General features: G+C 65.9%; 13 protein-coding genes and 1 pseudogene. 7 read left to right on the top strand and 7 right to left on the bottom strand.

The features are described from left to right. Positions 1-245 precede the first annotated feature (245 nt). The 4 genes and pseudogenes from AWJ14_RS16790 to AWJ14_RS16775 all read left to right on the top strand — a co-directional run bounded on the left by AWJ14_RS16790 (position 246) and on the right by AWJ14_RS16775 (position 5,385). Positions 246-1,424 carry a carbohydrate ABC transporter permease gene (locus tag AWJ14_RS16790; protein ID WP_425349653.1) on the top strand — a complete coding sequence of 393 codons (1,179 nt, stop codon included), beginning with the start codon at positions 246-248 and terminating at the stop codon, positions 1,422-1,424. Positions 1,425-1,435: 11 nt separating this feature from the next. Next, positions 1,436-2,578, top strand: a complete 1,143-nt coding sequence (locus tag AWJ14_RS16785) for a carbohydrate ABC transporter permease (protein WP_066181820.1) — start codon at positions 1,436-1,438, stop codon at positions 2,576-2,578. 10 nt (positions 2,579-2,588) lie between these two features. Then, positions 2,589-4,265: a beta-galactosidase BglA gene (gene bglA, locus AWJ14_RS16780; RefSeq protein WP_139112680.1), complete on the top strand. Its 1,677-nt coding sequence runs from the start codon at positions 2,589-2,591 to the stop codon at positions 4,263-4,265. A gap of 29 nt (positions 4,266-4,294) precedes the next feature. Next, positions 4,295-5,385, top strand: a pseudogene (locus AWJ14_RS16775) (ABC transporter ATP-binding protein). Positions 5,386-5,637: 252 nt separating this feature from the next. Here the strand turns inward: AWJ14_RS16775 and AWJ14_RS16770 are convergent. Continuing rightward, a complete protein-coding gene (locus tag AWJ14_RS16770) occupies positions 5,638-5,937 on the bottom strand; it encodes a hypothetical protein (protein WP_066181814.1) in 300 nt (99 codons plus the stop codon). A gap of 166 nt (positions 5,938-6,103) precedes the next feature. Beyond that, positions 6,104-6,403, bottom strand: coding sequence for a hypothetical protein (locus tag AWJ14_RS16765; RefSeq protein WP_066181810.1), 300 nt, complete (start codon positions 6,401-6,403; stop codon positions 6,104-6,106). A 568-nt stretch (positions 6,404-6,971) separates the two neighbouring features. On the opposite strand from AWJ14_RS16765, the gene AWJ14_RS16760 reads away from it, so the two are divergent. Beyond that, positions 6,972-7,370, top strand: a complete 399-nt coding sequence (locus AWJ14_RS16760) for a hypothetical protein (RefSeq protein WP_066181807.1) — start codon at positions 6,972-6,974, stop codon at positions 7,368-7,370. Between the two features lie 48 nt (positions 7,371-7,418). Here the strand turns inward: AWJ14_RS16760 and edd are convergent, their stop codons facing one another. The 3 genes from edd to zwf all read right to left on the bottom strand — a co-directional run bounded on the left by edd (position 7,419) and on the right by zwf (position 11,516). Next, the gene (gene edd / locus AWJ14_RS16755) at positions 7,419-9,236 is read right to left on the bottom strand and encodes a phosphogluconate dehydratase (protein ID WP_066181804.1); all 1,818 of its coding nucleotides are present in this window, start codon (positions 9,234-9,236) and stop codon (positions 7,419-7,421) included. Between the two features lie 89 nt (positions 9,237-9,325). Beyond that, a complete protein-coding gene (gene pgl, locus AWJ14_RS16750; RefSeq protein WP_066181799.1) occupies positions 9,326-10,057 on the bottom strand; it encodes a 6-phosphogluconolactonase in 732 nt (243 codons plus the stop codon). Then, complete coding sequence (gene zwf, locus AWJ14_RS16745) at positions 10,044-11,516, bottom strand: glucose-6-phosphate dehydrogenase (protein WP_066181796.1); 1,473 nt, start codon at positions 11,514-11,516, stop codon at positions 10,044-10,046. Before zwf ends, pgl begins: the two co-directional genes overlap by 14 nt. Before the next feature lie 523 nt (positions 11,517-12,039). On the opposite strand from zwf, the gene AWJ14_RS16740 reads away from it, so the two are divergent. Then, positions 12,040-12,567, top strand: a complete 528-nt coding sequence (locus tag AWJ14_RS16740; protein ID WP_245304343.1) for a hypothetical protein — start codon at positions 12,040-12,042, stop codon at positions 12,565-12,567. 6 nt (positions 12,568-12,573) lie between these two features. On the opposite strand, the gene AWJ14_RS16735 is transcribed toward AWJ14_RS16740, so the two are convergent. Beyond that, positions 12,574-13,860: an NAD(P)/FAD-dependent oxidoreductase gene (locus tag AWJ14_RS16735; protein ID WP_066181792.1), complete on the bottom strand. Its 1,287-nt coding sequence runs from the start codon at positions 13,858-13,860 to the stop codon at positions 12,574-12,576. 12 nt (positions 13,861-13,872) lie between these two features. Beyond that, positions 13,873-15,312 (bottom strand): glutamine synthetase family protein, encoded by a 1,440-nt coding sequence (locus AWJ14_RS16730; RefSeq protein ID WP_066181787.1) that lies wholly within the window; start codon positions 15,310-15,312, stop codon positions 13,873-13,875. A 302-nt stretch (positions 15,313-15,614) separates the two neighbouring features. Between AWJ14_RS16730 and AWJ14_RS16725 the strand changes: the two genes are divergently transcribed. After that, positions 15,615-18,140: a methyl-accepting chemotaxis protein gene (locus AWJ14_RS16725; RefSeq protein ID WP_066181784.1), complete on the top strand. Its 2,526-nt coding sequence runs from the start codon at positions 15,615-15,617 to the stop codon at positions 18,138-18,140. The last annotated feature ends 837 nt before the right edge of the window (positions 18,141-18,977 follow it).

The following is an 18,977-nucleotide window of genomic DNA, read 5'->3' as shown; positions in this document are numbered from 1 at the left end:
TGTTTCCGGCCCGAGATATTCGGGGCAAGGATGTTCAGGGGCAGCGGTTGAAGGTCTCGGCCACAATCGCATCGATCCCGCTGCTTTTTGTATTTGTCATTCGCATATTGCCTCCGCTTATCACTATCCTTGGAAATTATTACAGGCAGTATACTGGAGGTGGAGAGTCGGGCTCGGTGCCCCTCGAGTTTGAATCCAGCCTCTTGTTCAGTGTTATGGCGAGAGATATTGCTGTAGCGCTGCTTGTGTTTGCCATTGTGTTCATCGCCAGCTTTCTTCTCTATGGAGGTGGAGAGCAAGGCGCCGGCCGCAACATAACCCGCGCCAACCAGGTCAGGCCCTGGCTGTTCCTGTTTCCGGCGCTGGCCGCGCTCGGCCTCTATCTCGCCTATCCGGTCTTCGCCACGCTCTGGCTGTCTGTGACCGACCGCAGCGCCGGCGGCGCCTTTGTCGGGCTTGCCAATTACAAGCAGATGGCCCGCGAGCCGAAATTCTGGGAAGCCATGCGCAACAACATGCTGTGGCTGATCGTGGTGCCGGCCGCCTCCACCGCGGTCGGCCTGCTCGCCGCCCAGCTCACCGACCGCATCAAATGGGGCAACATCGCCAAGTCGCTGATCTTCATGCCGATGGCGATTTCCTTCGTCGGCGCCGCGGTGATCTGGAAGCTGGTCTACGACACCCGCCCCGCCGGCAAGGACCAGATCGGCGTGCTCAACGCCATCTGGCTGCAGTTCGACGGCGGGGTTTCCTCGCTGATCTTCCTCAAGCTCGTGCCGGCGCTGCTGCTCGCGCTGTTCGCGGCGTTCCTGGGCTGGCTCGCGATCCAGGCGGTGCGGCCGCTGGTCAAGGCCGAGATCGGCCACCGCCCCACACCGTGGTGGTTCGTGCCGCTGCGCGTGGCCTTCGCCATCTTCGCCGCCTGGCTGATCTGGCTGTCGCTCGGCGCCATCGTCGCGCTGTTCATGGCCGCGCCGCCCTATGGCGAGCCGCAGACCTGGCTCACGATTCCCTTCTGGAATTCCTTCTTCCTGATGGCGGTGCTGATCTGGATCCAGACCGGCTTCGCCATGGTGATCCTGTCGGCCGCGCTGCGCGGCATTCCCGAGGAAACCATCGAGGCCGCGGTGATCGACGGCGCCAATCCGTTCCAGATCTTCTTCAAGATCAAGGTGCCGCAGATCATGGGCACCATCGTCGTGGTCTGGACCACCATCACCATCGTCGTGCTCAAGGTGTTCGACATCGTCTTCGCCATGACCAACGGCCAGTGGCAGACCCAGGTTCTCGCCAACTACATGTATGACAAGCTGTTCCGCGCCAATGACTGGGGCGTGGGTTCGGCCAGCGCCATGGTGATCATGCTGCTGGTCACGCCGATCCTTGCCTGGAACGTCTACAACGCCCGCAAAGAAACGCGCTGAGGGAGGCCCGGATGAACTCGACATCATCGAAGAAATCGCCTCTCGTCTGGGCCCTGCACCTGTCGGTGGTGGCGCTTGTGGCGCTGTGGCTGTTCCCCACCGTCGGCCTGTTCGTGTCCTCGTTCCGCACCGCCGACCAGATCGCCAATACCGGCTGGTGGAACGCGATGTTCACGCAGGAGCGCCAGCGTCCGGCAATCCGCATCGAGGGCAGCGAAACCCGCGACGGCGACAGTTACGTGATCGAGGGCACCCTGTTTGCGGTCGATGATGTCGTCATCAGCCGCTGGGGCACGAGTTCGCGCGCGCCCGAGGCCTATGAGCCGGGCGAAACCGTCGACGCCGGCGACGGGGCCAGCCTGACGGTTGAGGAGAACGGCGCGTTCCGCCTGTCCTCGCCCGAGAGCTTCGCCGGAAAGCGCCTGCCGCGGGTCTTCACCACCGCCGAGGCGCCACCGGAATTCACGCTGCAGAACTACCGCTTCGTGCTGTTCGATCCCAACAACCGCGAGGGCATGGCGAAAGCCTTCTTCAACACGCTGACGGTGACCATTCCCGCCACCATCATCCCGATCGTGATCGCCGCCTTCGCGGCCTATGCGCTGGCCTGGATGCGCTTTCCCGGCCGTGCGTTGCTGATCGCCGCCGTCGTCGGGCTCCTGGTGGTGCCGCTGCAGCTGGCGCTGATCCCGCTGTTGCGGCTGCACAACGATATCGGCATCGGCAAGGGCTATCTCGGCGTCTGGCTCGCCCATACCGGCTTCGGCCTGCCGCTCGCCATCTACCTGTTGCGCAACTACATGGTCGGCCTGCCGCGCGACATCATCGAGAACGCCCGGGTCGACGGCGCCACGGATTTCCAGATCTTCGTCAAGATCATCCTGCCGCTGTCGTTTCCCGCTCTTGCGTCCTTCGCCATTTTCCAGTTCCTGTGGACCTGGAACGATCTTCTGGTCGCGCTGGTCTTCCTGATCGACTCGACCGGGGAAACCACCGTGATGACCAAGCAGATCGTCGAGCTGCTCGGCACCCGCGGCGGCAACTGGGAGATCCTTGCGACCTCGGCCTTCGTGTCGATCGCGGTGCCGCTGGCGGTCTTCTTCGCGATGCAGAAATATCTCGTGCGCGGACTCCTGTCCGGATCCGTGAAATAATGGAGCTCGAATGAAAGTCATGACTCTCGCCGGCAAACGGCTGCAAACCGGCGATGCACTCGCACCTGACGCCGACTGGTGGCGTGGGGGCGTGATTTACCAGGTCTATCCGCGGTCGTTCCAGGACACCAGCGGCGACGGCGTCGGCGATCTCATCGGCATCGCCGAGCGCATCGGCTATATCGCCTCGCTCGGCGTCGACGCGATCTGGATCTCGCCTTTCTTCACCTCGCCGATGAAGGATTTCGGCTACGACGTCTCGGACTACACCAATGTCGATCCGATGTTCGGCACGCTGGGAGACTTCGACTACCTGGTCAAGGTCGCCCACGAGCACGGCATCCGCATCATCATCGACCTGGTGATCTCGCATTCCTCCGACCAGCATCCCTGGTTCCTGGAAAGCCGCAAGAGCCGCACCAACCCGAAATCCGACTGGTATGTCTGGGCCGATCCCAAGCCCGACGGCACGCCGCCCAACAACTGGCTGTCGATCTTCGGCGGCTCGGCCTGGCAGTGGGACGGCACGCGTGAACAGTATTTCATGCACAACTTCCTCACTTCGCAGCCGGACCTGAACCTGCACAACGAGGAGGTCCAGGCGGCCCTTCTCGACGTGGTGCGCTTCTGGCTCGACCGCGGCGTCGACGGCTTCCGCCTCGACACCATCAATTTCTACTTCCACGACAAGGAATTGAGGGACAATCCGCCGCTGGCCAAGGAGCTGCGCAACGACACCATCGCGCCGGCGGTCAATCCCTACAACCACCAGCTCCATGTCTACGACAAGAACCGGCCGGAAAACCTCGACTTCCTGCGCCGTCTCCGGTCGCTGCTCGACGAATATCCCGGCACCACCGCGGTGGGCGAGGTGGGCGACGCGCAGATCGGGCTTCAGATCGTCGCCGACTACACCTCGGGCGGCGACAAGATGCACATGTGCTACGCCTTCGATTTCCTGGCCAACGAACGGCTGACCGTGGCCCGCATCCGCAAGACGCTCACCGATTTCATGACGGCGGCGCCGGAGGGATGGGCCTGCTGGGCGTTTTCCAACCACGATGTCGTCCGCCATGCCACCCGCTGGGGCTCGGGCATTCACGAGCGCGAGCATTATCTGCGCATGCTGGCCGGCATCATCATGTCGCTCCGCGGCTCGATCAGCCTCTACCAAGGCGAGGAACTGGGATTGACCGAGGCCGATCTCGCCTTCGAGGACCTGCGCGACCCCTACGGCATCCAGTTCTGGCCCGATTTCAAGGGCCGCGACGGCTGCCGCACGCCGATGGTCTGGTCCGAATACGAGCAGTCGGCCGGCTTCACCAACGGCCAGCCCTGGCTGCCGGTACCGCCCGAGCATCGCCATCTCGCCGTCGATACCCAGGAGAACGTGCAGGCGTCGATGCTCAATCACTATCGCCGCATGCTCGCCTTCCGGCGCGCCCACCGGCCGCTGGTCAAGGGCAGTCTCGAATTTCTCGAGACCGGCGATCACGTGCTGTCGATGATCCGGCGCGAGGGCAACGAGGCGGTCTATTGCGCCTTCAACCTGAGCGAGGAGATGCAGGTGGTCGAGCGGCCGCAGGGCCTTGTGGAATCGCTCGACGGGCACGGGTTCTCCGGCTTCCTGCGCGCAGATACCATCGAAATACCGCCCTATGACGCCTTTTTCGGGCGCATCGGGTGAGACATGACGTGTTCTAGCGGGAGGAAACCATGGCCGGCTTGAAACTGAAGGGCCTCAAGAAGTCCTACGGCGCCGTGAAAGTGATCCACGGCGTGGATCTCGAGATCAACCAGGGTGAGTTCATCGTCTTCGTCGGTCCGTCCGGCTGCGGCAAGTCTACGCTGCTCAGGATGATCGCCGGGCTCGAGGAAATCACCGGCGGCACGCTCGAGATCGACGGCATGGTCGTCAACGACGTGCCGCCGTCCAAGCGCGGCATCGCCATGGTGTTCCAGTCCTATGCGCTCTATCCGCACATGACGGTCTACGACAACATGGCCTTCGGCATGCGGATCGCCGGCGAGAGCACGGCAGAGATCGACCGCCGGGTGCGCTCGGCGGCCTCGATCCTGCAGCTCGAACCCTATCTCGACCGCCTGCCCAAGGCGCTGTCGGGCGGGCAGCGGCAGCGCGTCGCCATCGGCCGCGCCATCTGCCGCAATCCCAAGGTGTTCCTGTTCGACGAGCCGCTGTCCAACCTCGATGCGGCGCTGCGCGTGGCCACCCGCATCGAGATCGCCAAGCTCAACGAATCCATGCCCGACACCACCATGATCTACGTCACCCACGACCAGGTCGAGGCGATGACGCTGGCCGATCGCATCGTCGTGCTGTCGGGCGGCCTGATCGAGCAGGTGGGGCCGCCGATGGAGCTTTACGACCGGCCCGGCAACCTGTTCGTCGCCCGCTTCATCGGCTCGCCCGCGCCATGAACATCATGCCGGCCACGCTCGAGCGGGCCGGGCCGAGCGCCGTGGTCACGCTCTCGGGCGGTAAGTCGGTGGATACCGGCATCGCCGTGGACGAGGCCGACACCGGCGCCAAGGTCTCCTTCGGCGTGCGTCCCGAAGACCTCGAGATCACCACCGGCGAGGATTTCCTGTTCGAGGGCACGGTCTCGATCGTCGAGGCGCTCGGCGAGGTCACGCTGCTTTATGTCGAGGGTCTGAGCGAGCACGAGCCGATCATCGCCAAGGTGGCGGGCCACCAGAAGAACTTCCGCGGCGAAAGGCTGCGCTTCACCGCCGACAAGTCCAAGCTGCATCTGTTCGATGCCGACGGCCTGAGCTACCGCCGCTAGAGCGGACCCCGGCCGGGTCAGCCCGCTTTGCGCCCGCGCCACTTCGCGCGGGGACGGCGAGGTTCGACGGCAAGGCCCGACAGCAAAATTCTGGGCATCGTTGTCCCTTGAATGGGCAGAAGCCCCGTCCGTGAGGGCGGGGCTTCCGTCGGCGGCTTCCATCAGGGGGTGACTTCGGCCGCGCGAGGCTCGTGACGGGCGGATCCGGCCTGGAGGCTTAACCGGCCGCGCCGTCAAACGCCTTTGTTTTGATTACCGGAACGTGGGCGAACCGTCGTTGTCGGCGCGGTGGTAGATCGCCTGGTCGCCGGATGCGGCGCCGATCGAGGCGGTGGCGGTGTAGTCGATGTTGCCCTGCGGAGCCGAGAAGCTCGGCGAGCCGTCATTGCCGGCGCGGGCATAGGACACCTGGGTGTTGGTGACGCCGGTTGCGGGCACGGTCAGCGCCAGGTTGGCGTTCGGAGCGGTATAGGCATCGAGCGCGCCGGAATCGGCGAGGGCACCGGTGGAAGCTGCGAGGGTGAGGCCGAGGGCCACGAGGATCTTGTTCATTGTTCTTGTCCTTGCTGTGTGTGTCGTCTTGGTATGCATGCGAAATCGCGAAGGCGGGGCGGCGCCCCGGAGGTCTCAGGGACGGAGCCGGCGGATGAGTGCCGGCCCCGCCATTCCCGGCCCCGGGGGGAGGGCCGGCCTGACCTCCTGGCGGCCTTAGGGCCGCTTAGCGGACGCTCGGCGAACCGTCGTTGCCGGCGCGGTGGTAGACCAGCTGGTCGTTCGAAGCCGAGCCGATCGAGGCGGTGGCGGTGTAGTCGACGCCGCCCTGCGGGGCTGCGAAGCTCGGCGAACCGTCATTGCCGGCGCGCTTGTAGCTCACCAGTTCGTTGCTTGCGCCGGTTGCGGGGGCGGTCAGCGCCAGGTTGGCCTGCTGGGGGACATAGGCGTCGAGAGCGCCCGACTGGGCGAAGGCGCCGGTGGAAGCGGCGAGGGTGAGGCCGAGTGCGATGAGGATCTTGTTCATGGTCGTTTTCCTTTGTGTCAGGTTCAAATTCTGTCGATCTTCTGGTGCGGTCGTCTTGGTCCGATCTGTCGGCCGGGCCGCGCCGTTTCGATGACCTGAATGTGGCGTTTCGTCAGATGACTTGCCATGCACATGGATGTGAGCGACGCGTGGCCGGTCCGTGTCCGGTCGCCACCCGTTTTGCCGGCTAACGGAGATGGGTGCTTTAAAAACAAAAGGTTAGCTGGGGTGCTGGCGGTCAGGACCCGGAGCTTCGTCAACCCCTGGCGGTCCGCACTGTTCACAATCGGGCGCTCGAAACACCGAAATCATGTGTTTTGGGGCCAGCTTTTCGCACCTTCGGGACAAGCTGTCGCAGCCGCGCCGGAAGCGTTTGTGACAGATTTTTGGCCCGATATCACGCCGGCTCACGAACGCGTGATCCGGCACGACTGGAGTTGATTAGACTTCGATCAAAAATGCCCCGCGCGGAGGCCGCGCGCGCTCATGGTCTGTTAATTTCCGTCGCCTAAAGTCCGGCTGTTTTCAGTAAGGAAATAGCAACCACAGTGCATTCGGAAGGAAGGCCATGAAGACCCCGGGACCGCATTATCTGCGCAGGGAAGAGTCCTTCATGTATGATCGCGAGAGCCGGTTCCCGATGCAGGAAACCCTCAATCACGCGCGCATCGAATATACCGAGAAGGGTGTCATGCACATGGCGGCGCGCCGCTGCGTGATCCGCGCCATCTCCCCGAGCGGCGCGATCCTGGCGCTGGCCACCCAGTTCACCATCCCCCGCCAGTTCTGTCTGGATGTGCCCGAGGCGCGCATTGGCCGCATCGGCTGCGTGCTGATGCGCATCAATGTCAACGACACCATCGAGGTGCGCTTCCTGAGGCTCGTCAGCGATGCCGATCTCAACCGGATCTTCGTCTTCAGCGATCATCCGGACCATCGCGGCCGGCTGCTCGACCTGCGCGCCTGAGGCGGTCCGCGGCCGGGGACTGCCCGGCCCGCCGGTCCCGGTTTTGGGTCAGTAGAGCACGCTCGCGCCCTGGTCGGCGGTGCCGGCGGCCTCGCGGAAGCGGGCGAAGAGGTCACGTCCGAGACCCCATTGATTGGCGCCGAGATCGGCCGTCGCCGGCGTGCGGGCGGCGAACTCGGCCGCGTCCACCAGCACTTCCAGGCTGCCGTTCACCGCATCGACACGAATCATGTCGCCCTCGCGGATCCGGGCGATCGGACCGCCGTCGCAGGCCTCGGGCGTCACGTGGATCGCCGCCGGCACCTTGCCAGAGGCGCCCGACATGCGCCCGTCGGTGACGAGAGCCACGGTCTGTCCGCGGTCCTGCAGCACGCCGAGCGGCGGCGTCAGCCGGTGCAGTTCGGGCATGCCGTTGGCCTTGGGCCCCTGGAACCGCACCACCGCCACGAAATCGCCCTCGAGCGCGCCCGCCTTGAAGGCTGCCTGCAGTTCCTCCTGGTCGTTGAACACCCGCGCCGGCGCCTCGATCACGTGACGTTCGGGCTTGACCGCCGAGATCTTGATCACCGCCTTGCCGAGATTGCCGGTGAGCATCTTGAGCCCGCCATTGGGCTGGAACGGGGCGTCCGCGGTGGTTGCCACCTTGGCGTCGCCGCTCGCCTTCGACACCGGCTCGCGCACCACCGCGCCATTGTCGCCGAGCCGCGCCTCCACCGCATAGGCCGACAGTCCCTTGCCCCAGACGGTGCGCACGTCCTCGTGCAACAGGCCCACGCTCAGGAGCTGGTCGATCAGGAAATTGATCCCGCCCGCGGCGTTGAAATGGTTCACGTCCGCCGGCCCGTTCGGGTAGACCCGCGCAAGCAGCGGCACCGCGTCCGACAGGTCGGAAATGTCCTCCCAGGTGAGCTGGATCCCCGCCGCCCGGGCCATCGCCACCAGGTGCAGCGTGTGGTTGGTCGACCCGCCGGTCGCATGCAGCCCGACCACGCCGTTGACCACCGAGCGCTCGTCGATCATCTCGCCCACCGGCGTGAACGCGTTGCCGAGCGCGGTGATCGCCAGCGCCCGCTTGGCGGCCTCCGCCGTCAGCGCTTCCCGAAGCGGCGTGCCCGGATTGACGAAGGACGAGCCCGGCGTGTGCAGCCCCATGATCTCCATCAGCATCTGGTTGGAGTTGGCGGTGCCGTAGAAGGTGCAGGTGCCCGGCCCGTGATAGGATTTCGATTCCGCCTCTAGCAGTTCCGCCCGGCCGACCTTGCCCTCGGCATAGAGCTGGCGGATCCTGACCTTCTCGTCATTGGGCAGCCCCGATGTCATCGGCCCTGCGGGAATGAAGATGGCCGGCAGATGCCCGAAGCTCAGCGCCGCGATCACCAGCCCCGGCACGATCTTGTCGCAAACGCCAAGATAGACCGCGGCGTCGAACATGTTGTGCGACAGCCCGACCGCGGCCGCCATGGCGATCACGTCGCGGGAGAACAGCGACAGTTCCATCCCCGGCTGGCCCTGGGTCACCCCATCGCACATCGCCGGCACGCTGCCCGCCACCTGCGCCACGCCACCCGCCTCGCGCGCCGCGCGGCGAATGGTTTCGGGATAGGTCTCGAACGGCTGATGCGCCGAGAGCATGTCGTTGTAGGAGGTGATGATGCCGAGATTGGGGACCCTGTCGCCCGCAAGGTTTGCCTTGTCGCCGGCGCCGCAGGCGGCAAAGCCGTGGGCCAGGTTGCCGCAGGACAGCGTCGTCCGGTGCGGCCCCTTCGAGGCCATCTCGCGCAGCCGGCCGAGATAGGTCTCGCGCGTGGGGCGGGAGCGCTCGACAATGCGGGCGGTGACGGCGGCAATGCGGGGATCGACACTCATGATAGCATCCTCTGGTTCTTGTGGCGGGCGCCATCCTGGTCCGCGCCCGGCTGATGCAGGCGCCCCGCCTCGGCGGGCGCCGGTCGGCGTCAGGGCGCCCAGAAAATCTCGACGGGCGTGGCCGTATGGCGCAGCACCGCGCGCACCGGCAGTTCGGCCTCCGGACCGGGCTCCAGCGCTGCGGCGAGCACGGCGTTCTTGGCTTCGCCTTCTATATGGAGCGCGATCATGCCGGCTTCCACCAGCCAGGGCAGGGTCAGGGTCAGCCGCGGCTCGCCCGCCCCCGGCGCCTCGATCGCCAGCACGCTGGTCGGGCAGGCGGGGTCGGTGACCGTGGCCAGCGTGGTGCCTTCGGGAAAGAACGAGGCGGTATGCCCGTCCGTGCCCATGCCGAGCACCACCACGTCGAACGGCCGCTCGATCGCGTCGATCGCCGCTGCCGCCCGCGCGGCCACGGTGTCCGCATCTCCCGGCTCGCTGTAGAGCGGCACGAACCGCGCCGCCGCGGCATGGTTCTGCAACAGGGTGCGGCTCACCAGCCGGTGGTTCGAGCGCTCGTGATCGGGCGGCGCCATGCGCTCGTCCACCAGCGTGATCGTCACCCGCCGCCAGTCGATCGCCTCGCGCGACAGCGCCTCGAACATCGCCTTGGGCGTGGTGCCGCCGGAGACGGCGAGCGTGGCCCGTCCGCGGGCGGCAATGGCGAGTGCCAGCCGGTCGGCGATCTTCCGGGCGAGCACGGGCGCGAGCGCCGCGCCGCTGTCGAAATCGGTGCGCCGGGTCGGCGGCGAGGTGGTGCGGGAGCTCTTAGTCGCTTTCATGCCAGGTCCTGCCGTCACGTTCGATCAGGGCGATCGCCTGGCTCGGGCCCCAGGTGCCGGCCGTATAGGGCTGCACCGACTGACCGGTTTCCTCCCAGGCGGACAGGATCGGGTCCACCCAGTTCCAGGCCGCTTCCACCTCGTCGCGGCGCATGAACAGGGTCTGGTTGCAGCGGATCACGTCGAGCAGAAGCCGCTCATAGGCATCCGGATTGCGCTCGGCGAAACTCTCGGCGAAGCTCATGTCGAGCGACACGTGGCGGAGCCGCATGCCGCCCGGGCCGGGATCCTTGATCATGATCCACTGCTTGACGCCCTCGTCGGGCTGCAGCCGCATCACCAGCTTGTTGGCGGTGATCCGGCCCGCGCCGGTATCGAAGATCGAATGCGGGATCGGCTTGAAGGCGACCACGATCTCCGAGATCCGCTCGCTCATGCGCTTGCCGGTCCTGAGATAGAACGGCACTCCGGCCCAGCGCCAGTTGTTGATCTCGGCCTTGATGGCGACGAAGGTCTCGGTGTTGGACACGCCGCCTTCGAGTTCGTCGAGATAGCCCTTCACCGCGCCGCCGGCGGAGGCGCCGGCCTTGTACTGGCCGCGCACGGTCAGCGCGTCGGCATTGGATTCGTTGATCGGCTTGAGCGAGCGCAGCACTTTCAGCTTCTCGTCGCGCACCGCTTCCGCGTCCATCGACGAGGGCGGCTCCATCGCCACCAGGCAGAGAAGCTGGGCGATGTGGTTCTGCACCATGTCTCTGAGCGCGCCGGCCTTGTCGTAATAGCCGGCCCGGCCTTCGAGCCCCACCGATTCCGCCACCGTGATCTGCACATGGTCGATATGGGCCGAGTTCCACAAGGGCTCGTAGAGCGCATTGGCGAAGCGGAGCGCCATCAGGTTCTGCACCGTCTCCTTGCCGAGATAATGATCGATCCGGTAGATCTGCTCTTCCTCGAACACCTCGCCGAGCGCGCGGTTGAGCGCTTTTGCCGATTGCAAGTCGCGGCCGATCGGCTTTTCCACCACGATCCGGGTCTTGCCGGTGATCAGCCCGGTCGAGCGGATCCGCTCGGAAATGTCGCCGATCAGCGAGGGGCTGACGGCGAGATAGAAGGCGCGCACGCGCTCCTCGCCCTCGGCCAGCAGCGCCTTGAGCGCCTCCCAGCCGCGTTCGGACTGGGCGTCCACCGACACGTAGAACAGCCGGTTAAGGAAGCGGTTGACGTCCTCGTCCTTGAGCTCATTGGCCTTCAGGTGCTGGTTCAGCGCATCGCGCGCAAATGCCCGGTAGGCATCGTGATCCATCTCCGAGCGCGAGGCGCCGATGATGCGCGTGGGATCGGTCAACTGGCCGGCAAGCTGGCGGTGATACAGCGCCGGCAGCAGCTTGCGCTCGGCAAGGTCCCCGGTGCCGCCAAAGACGACATAGTCGAACGGATCGACCGGAATGATCTGGCTCATGCGTGGCATCCTGTGCGTAAAAGGTGTCAAACACATAGTCTAATCGATTAGATAAAGCCAGAGGGCAGGGGAGGATTGATGCGTGTTTGTCGAACATCAGGCTTGTTTGCGGCCGCCACGATGATTGTGGGTTGTGCTGCATGAAGAATTGCACGCATGATCCGCAGTCTTTGGAACGGCGGGACGGATGAGGCCGCATGGTTCGCGGTGATCCGCTCCCGGCACGTGTCACAGGCGGGATGCACTGAATGTTGACAAATGTTAACGCAGATATCATCTTGGTGGTGAAGCATGGCTAGGCCGCGCCATCCCGACAAGGAGGTCGAACAAGCCGTGGCCTATGCCGAGTCAAGAGGATGGACCTTTCGAAAGCAGGGGCATTGGGGGCGCTTGTATTGCGCCAAAGCCGACCGGGACGGATGTCAGGTTGGCGTCAACGGGACGCCGCGGAACGCCGGAAACCATGCCCGGCAGATCTACCGCGCGATCGACCGTTGCCCGCATGCACACAAGGATGTCGCCGATGAAAGCCTATGAATTCAGTATCGTTGCCTCCGGCCCGGACCCTCACGCCGACGATTTCGAAGCTCGGTTCTATGACAATGGGTGCGACGATGCCTTGGTCTCCTTCCAGAAGGGGCGCGTCATCCTCGATTTCATTCGCGAAGCTGTATCCGTCGATCAGGCGATCGCCTCGGCCATCGAAAACGTGATGGCCACCGGCGCGGTGGTCGAACGGATCGAGCCGGACCCGCTGGTAAGTCTCGCGGAAATATCGGACCGTACGGGACTGACCAGGGCGGCTGTGTCGCTCTACGCCAAGGGCGATCGCGGAGAGGGGTTTCCTGCGCCGGTCGCCAAGGTGACCGGCGACCGCCCGCTCTGGCTCTGGCCCTCGGTGGCGCAATGGCTGTTTCAACGCAAACAGCTGTCCCGCGAGGCGGTGATTGAAGCGCTCGTTATCCAAGAGGCCAATGAAGCCGTTGCCTCCGGTGCCAAATCCCTCGGCAAGCGGTTGAAGCGGTGTGCCGAGATCCCGCTCGCGGCTTGAGGCTCCCTAAAACCTATCCCTCAGCGAGTACCAGGTCAGCGCCAGCAGCAACAGCGGCTTGCGGAAGCGGGCGCCGCCGGGGAAGGGGCCGATATTGAGCGCCCGCATCGCCTCGAGATCTTCCGAGCCGCCCAGCACATGGTCGGCATAGAGCTTGCCGCAATAGTTCGACAGCATCACCCCGTGGCCCGAGAAACCGCCGATCGACGTCACATTCGGCATCACCTCGCGCACGAAGGGCCGCCGCGACAGCGTGATCCCCACCGAGCCGCCCCAGGCATGGGTGATCTCGACATCGCCGAGCGCCGGGTAAAGCTCGGCGATCTGCTTGCGGATATGTTTGGAGATGTCGGTGGGATTGTCGGACGTATAGGCCTCGCGCCCGCCAAACAGCAGCCGCCCGTCGGCGCTCTTGCGGAAATAGCGCACAACGAAGCGGGAATCGTCGACCGATTCCCCGCCTGGGATCACCGGGCTGTCGGACCCAAGCGGCACGGTCGCGCCGATGAAGGAGCGGATCGGCATCACATGCGCGCTGGTCACCGGCTCAAGCCCGGCGATATAGGCGTTGCAGGCGATCAGTGCGCGGCCAGCGGTGATGTCACCGGCATCGGTCTTGACCGTCACCTTGCCGCCCGCGCTCGAAATCGCCTTGGCCCACGTGTTTTCGTGCAGCCGCGCGCCGGCCGTTGCCGCCGCCCGCGCGAGCCCAACCACATATTTGAGCGGGTTGATGTGCCCGGTCGCGCTGTCATGGATGCCGCCGTGATAGCGGGTCGTGCCGAGCTTGTTGGCCAGCGCCTCGCGGTCGAGGAAGGTGAGGCCCTGATAGCCGTAGTCCTCGGTCATGGTGCGCACGTGATTGCGGTAGTCTTTCACATAGGCGGTCTTGTGCGCGGCCGAGATCTGTCCGGGCCGGAAGTCGGCATCGATGCCGTGGGCTGCGGCAAAGCCGGTAAGATGCGCCTTGGCGCGCTCGGCGACCGCCAGTTGCAGCGCCGCGGTGTCGCGGCCGAAATCGGCCTCGAGCTCCTCCACCCAGGCCCGCTGCCCGGTGCCGAGCTGGCCGCCGTTGCGGCCCGAGGCGCCGTCGCCGAAGCGCGCCGCCTCGATCAGCACCACGTCCTTGCCGGCCGCTGCCAGATGATACGCGGCCTGCAACCCGGTGAAGCCGCCGCCGATGATCACCACGTCGGCGCTGGCGGGGCCCGTCAGCGCGCCATAAGTGGGACGGTCGCCGAGCGTGGCCTCGTAGAAGGAGACACCGGGGGCAATCGGGCTTTGGTAAGTCATGAATTACACTTTTCAAACGTTGAGCAGCAGGAATTCCCGTTCCCAGGGGCTGATCACCTGCATGAAGGTCTCGAATTCGCCGCGCTTGACGCCGGCATAGGTGTTGATGAACTCGGTGCCGAACACCTCCGCGAAGGCCGGCTCGCTTTCCAGCAGCGACACCGCCTCCAGAAGCCCGCGCGGCAGGTCGATCGAGCCCTCGTTGACGCTCATATAGGCGGGCTCGGTCGGCTTGATGGCGTTGACCATGCCGAGATAGCCGCAGGCGAGCGAGGCGGCGAGCGCCAGATAGGAATTGGCGTCCGACGACGGCAGCCGGTTCTCCACCCGTCGCGCCGCCGGTTCCGAATGCGGCACGCGGAAGGCGGTGGTGCGGTTGTCGTAGCCCCAGGCATTGTTGACCGGGCAGGCCTGGTCGGGCGTCAGTCGCCGGTAGGAGTTCACATAGGGCGCCATCATCACCAGCGCCTTCGGCACATAATGCTGCATGCCGCCGAGGAAATGGAAGAAGGCGTCGCTCGCCGTCTCGTCGCCGGGCATTGAAAAGATGTTCTTGCCGGTCTTCGCATCCACCACCGACTGGTGGATATGCATCGCCGAGCCCGCATATTCCTGCATGGGCTTGGCCATGAAGGTCGCGAACATGCCGTGCTTGATCGCCGCCTCGCGGATGGTGCGCTTGAACAGGAACACCTGGTCGGCAAGCTCGATCGGATCGCCATGGCGCAGGTTGATCTCGAGCTGCGCCGGGCCTTCCTCGTGGATCAGCGTGTCGATTTCCAATCCCTGCTTGTCGGAGAAATCATAGATGTCGTCCACCAGTTCGTCGAACTCGTTGACGCCCGCGATCGAATAGGACTGCCCGCCGGTAATGGTCCGGCCCGAGCGGCCCTTCGGCGGCTGCAACGGATAGTCGGGGTCGTCCGACTGTGCCACCAGGTAGAATTCGATTTCCGGCGCCACCACCGGCTTCCAGCCGCGCTCGGTGTAAAGCTCGACCACGCGCTTCAACACATTGCGCGGGGTGTAGTTGACCGGATCGCCCTTGGTGTTGACCATGTCGCAGATCACCTGCGCCGTCGGGTCGGTTTCCCACGGCACCACCGACAGCGTCGACAGGTCCGGCATCAGCTTCAGGTCGCCGTCGAGCGGATCGTAGCGGAAATCCCCGGTCTCTTCCGGGTACTCGCCCGAGATCGTGTGCCGGAACACCGCCGACGGCAGCGACAGCGAGGTGTTGGAGGTGAATTTCGACGAGGGCATCATCTTGCCGCGTGCCACGCCCGCGAAATCCGGCGTGATGCACTCGATGTCCTCGATGCCGCGGACCCTCAGCCACTCCGTGGCCTGGGTCCAGTTGGCGACGCCGCGCTTGGCGTCGAGATATTTGGGGGCGGCAGGCTGCGCCGCCGGTCTGGAGGAAGTCGTCTTTCCGGACTTTCTGGATGCCATAAATCACCGTGTTATTGCTGTTCCCGGGCGATCATAGAGGTTTTTCGCCGCCGCGCCAGCCATCCCGGGTGCGGGCGCGCCGGCCGGGCTGTCGGCACCACGCGCCAGCCGCTGACTCCAGGTCGCCGGGCCATCGGCTTCACCCCTGTTCAGGCCGCGTTAACCCGCTTCTGGCATCTTGCATCGCGTGGAAAAGACGCGCCCGGGTTGTGTCGCGGCGCCGTGCATGATGCACCCAGTCTTTGCGGCCGGCCGCATGTTGCCCGATCCCTTTCACAGGTTCAATTCCCAGGAACAGCTTCATGGATATCGACAGGTTGCTTGCGCGTTTTTCGATTCAGACCAAGGTCGTCGTCCTGGTCATGCCGCTGATCCTGGGCATGGCGGGCCTGGCCGCGATCAATCTTTACACCGGCTCGCTGCTCGGCGGGCGGCTGTCGGGCACCAGCGCCAGCATCGAGTCCCTGAGCGGGTTCAAGGAAGCCTATGCCGGCATGACCAATTTCCTGCACGACCAGCGCGAAGACAAGCGCGCGGCGGTGATGCAGAGCCTCGACGACCAGCTGGCGCGCATGGACAAGGTGCTCGCGCTTGCCGACAACCCGCGCGAATCCGAAGCGCTGGCCGGATCCCGGGCGCTGGCCGGGCAATTGCGCGGCGATGTCGACGCGCTGTGGGCGCTGCACACCAAGGAAACCGCCATCCGTGAGGGCCTCGCCGCAACCCTGGGCGAGATCGAGGCCTTGCGCGCCCGGCTCGACGCAGCCGTGGAGACCGCGTCGCAGCAGCTGGCGGATGCCGAGGGCGAAACCCGGACCCTGCTGCGCGCCGCCGACCAGCTCGGCGAGGGCGCGGAGGCGGTGGTCCGCATTTCCTCGGACATTTCCGCCGCGTCGAGCCCCGAAGAGGCCTTTGCCGCCGCGGACAAGCTCAAGCGCGACATCCGCAAGCTGGGCAAGGACCTGCCCCGGGTGATTCCGGCCACCAAACCCGCGCTCAAGAGCCTGATCGCCGACAACATGGCCGGCCTGACCGCCACGTTGAAGGCCGGCGCCGTCACCCAGGCCGGCATGATCGAATTGCAGAAATACGCCAATGCGCTGCGCCCCACCGGCATCATGCTGCAGGGGCTTGCCTCCCAGGTCGCCCGCGACGCCACCTTCAAGTTCGGCGCCATGGATGAGCAGATCGTCAAGAGCCAGAAGATGGTCGCCAATGCGCGCGATTTCCTCGCGGCACTGTCGGCGCTGGAGCTGGCGCTGGTCGAGTTTGCCGGCCAGCCCGACGCGACCACCGGCGAGGCCGTGACCGCCCGGCTCGGCGCACTCGCCTACCGCATCCAGACCATCTCTGTGGCCCCCGGCAGCGAGGCCATTGTCGACGCCATCGGCCAGGACTGGGCCGGCAAATCGGTCACCATCCCGCAGATGGTCGAGGATCTGATCGCCAGCACCGCGGAGCGTTCGGCGCTGTTCATGCAGTCCCAGGCGCGCATCAACGAAGCCTGGGCCGGCGTGCTCGATTTCGCGAGCAGCCAGCAGCAGGGCGCGGAAACGGTCAAGGACCGCGCAAGCTCGCTCACGCTGTCGGCGGCGCTCCTGATCTGCGGCTTCGGCCTCGCCGCCGCCGTCCTGCTGATCGCGGCCCTCAAGGGGCCGATCCGCCGCCTGGTCGCCGCCATGCGCACCGTCGCCGCCGGCGATCTCGATGTCGAGGTCTCGGACGGCGCCCGCGCCGACGAGATCGGCGAGATGGCCCGCGCGCTCGACGTCTTCAAGCGTTCGGCGATCGACAAGATCCGCGTCGAGGACGAGATGGGTCGCGACCGCGAACAGGCCGCCCGCGCCCGCGAGCTCGCCGACCGCGAAAAGGCCCGGGCTGATGCCGAACTCGCCTTTGCCGTGAGCCAGCTCGGCGAGGGCCTGCGCAAGCTCTCCCAGGGCGATCTCGCCTCCACGCTCGACACGCCGTTCACCGGTGAGCTCGAAACCCTGCGCGTCGATTTCAACGAGTCGATCGGCCGCATGCGCGACGCCATGCGCCACATCCGCGACAATGCGAGCTCGATCAGCGACAATTCCGCGCAGCTGCGCTCGGCCGCCGACGATCTCGCCCGCCGCACCGAGCAGCAGGCGGCCTCGCTCGAACAGACCGCTGCTGCCGTCGACGAGATCTCCGCCACCGTCCACACCGCCTCCGCGCGCGCCTCCGACACCGACAAGCTCGCGAGCCAGACCGCAAACGACGCCCGCGCCTCGGGCGAGATCGTCACCCGCGCCGTCGACGCCATGAGCCGCATCGAGGAAGCCTCGGGCAAGATCGACCGGATCATCGGCGTGATCGACGAGATCGCCTTCCAGACCAATCTTTTGGCGCTCAATGCCGGCGTCGAGGCCGCGCGCGCGGGCGAGGCCGGCCGCGGCTTCGCCGTGGTCGCTCAGGAAGTCCGCGATCTCGCCGGCCGCTCCGCCACCGCCGCCAAGGAGATCAAGGAGCTGATCGCCGCATCGGGCGCCGAAGTCCGCTCCGGCGTGGGGCTGGTGGGCGAGACCGGCGAGGCGATCACCCGCATCATCGCCCGCATCGAGGAAATCTCCGAACACGTCGCCGCCATGGCCACCGCCAGCCGCGAACAGTCGACCGGTCTCGGCGAGGTCAACGCCGCCGTCGGCCAGATGGACCAGATGACCCAGCAGAACGCCGCCATGGTCGAACAGTCCAACGCCGCGAGCCACACGCTCGCCCAGGAAGCCGCCCAACTGACCGCGCTGGTCGCGAGGTTCCGCCTGGACGACGCCCGGCGATCCGCCACCTCCCAGGCCGCCTGACCTGCGGCCCTCCCTTCTCGCCACCGGGGATAAGGTGTCAGCGAAGCTGACGGATGAGGGGGTGCTGCAACCGCCGAATGCGGTGGCCAGCAGAAACCAAAGCCCGAGTGTTGGTTCACCGCCCCCTTGAGGGGGGCCAAGGGACGGGGCGAGACCCGTGGCTTGCGCCAGGGAGAAGCAAGGCCGGAGGCCGCAGCTGATCCGGGTGGGGGTCACCATGGCCGCCGACAGCCCGGGGGCAGGCAGCCGCGCCCATACCCCCACCCGGATCGCCTGCGCTGCCTCTCGGCTCTCCGACCTCCCCTCAAGGGGGAGGTGGGTCCCGCAGCTCTCACCGTACCCCCTCATCCGTCCCGCCGCTCCGCGCCGGTCCACCTTCTCCCGGAGGGAGAAGGAGGCACCCGGCCGGAATATCGTCCCGGGCCTCTCCCATCCGCGCGGAGGCGAGGCTATCCGTCGCAGACCCGCGCCTCGCCCATCCCGGTGAAGCCGTTGGCATCCGTCGTAGACCGGCGTCTGGCTCCTCCCTTCGCCCCACCGGGGAGAAGGTGCCGGCGCAGCCGGCGGATGAGGGGCGATGCGAAAACCAAAGCCGGCGTGTTGGTTCACCTCCCCCTTGAGGGGAGGTCGGAGAAGCAAGGCCGGAGGCCGCAGCTGATCCGGGTGGGGGTCACCATCGCTCCCCGACAGCCACGGGCCAGACGGCTCGCTCATCCACCCCCACCCGGATCGCCTGCGCTGCCGCTTGGCTCTCCGACCTCCCCTCAAGGGGGAGGTGTGGGGATTGTGTGCGTCAAGTTCTGCAAATTGGGCGGCCATGAAGCTGGTCATGCGGCT

Source organism: Parahoeflea olei, assembly GCF_001703635.1.
Classification (GTDB): Bacteria; Pseudomonadota; Alphaproteobacteria; order Rhizobiales; family Rhizobiaceae; genus Hoeflea; species Hoeflea olei.
Note: the sequence above shows the minus strand (reverse complement) of the source record. Positions and strands in the feature narration are given on the sequence as shown.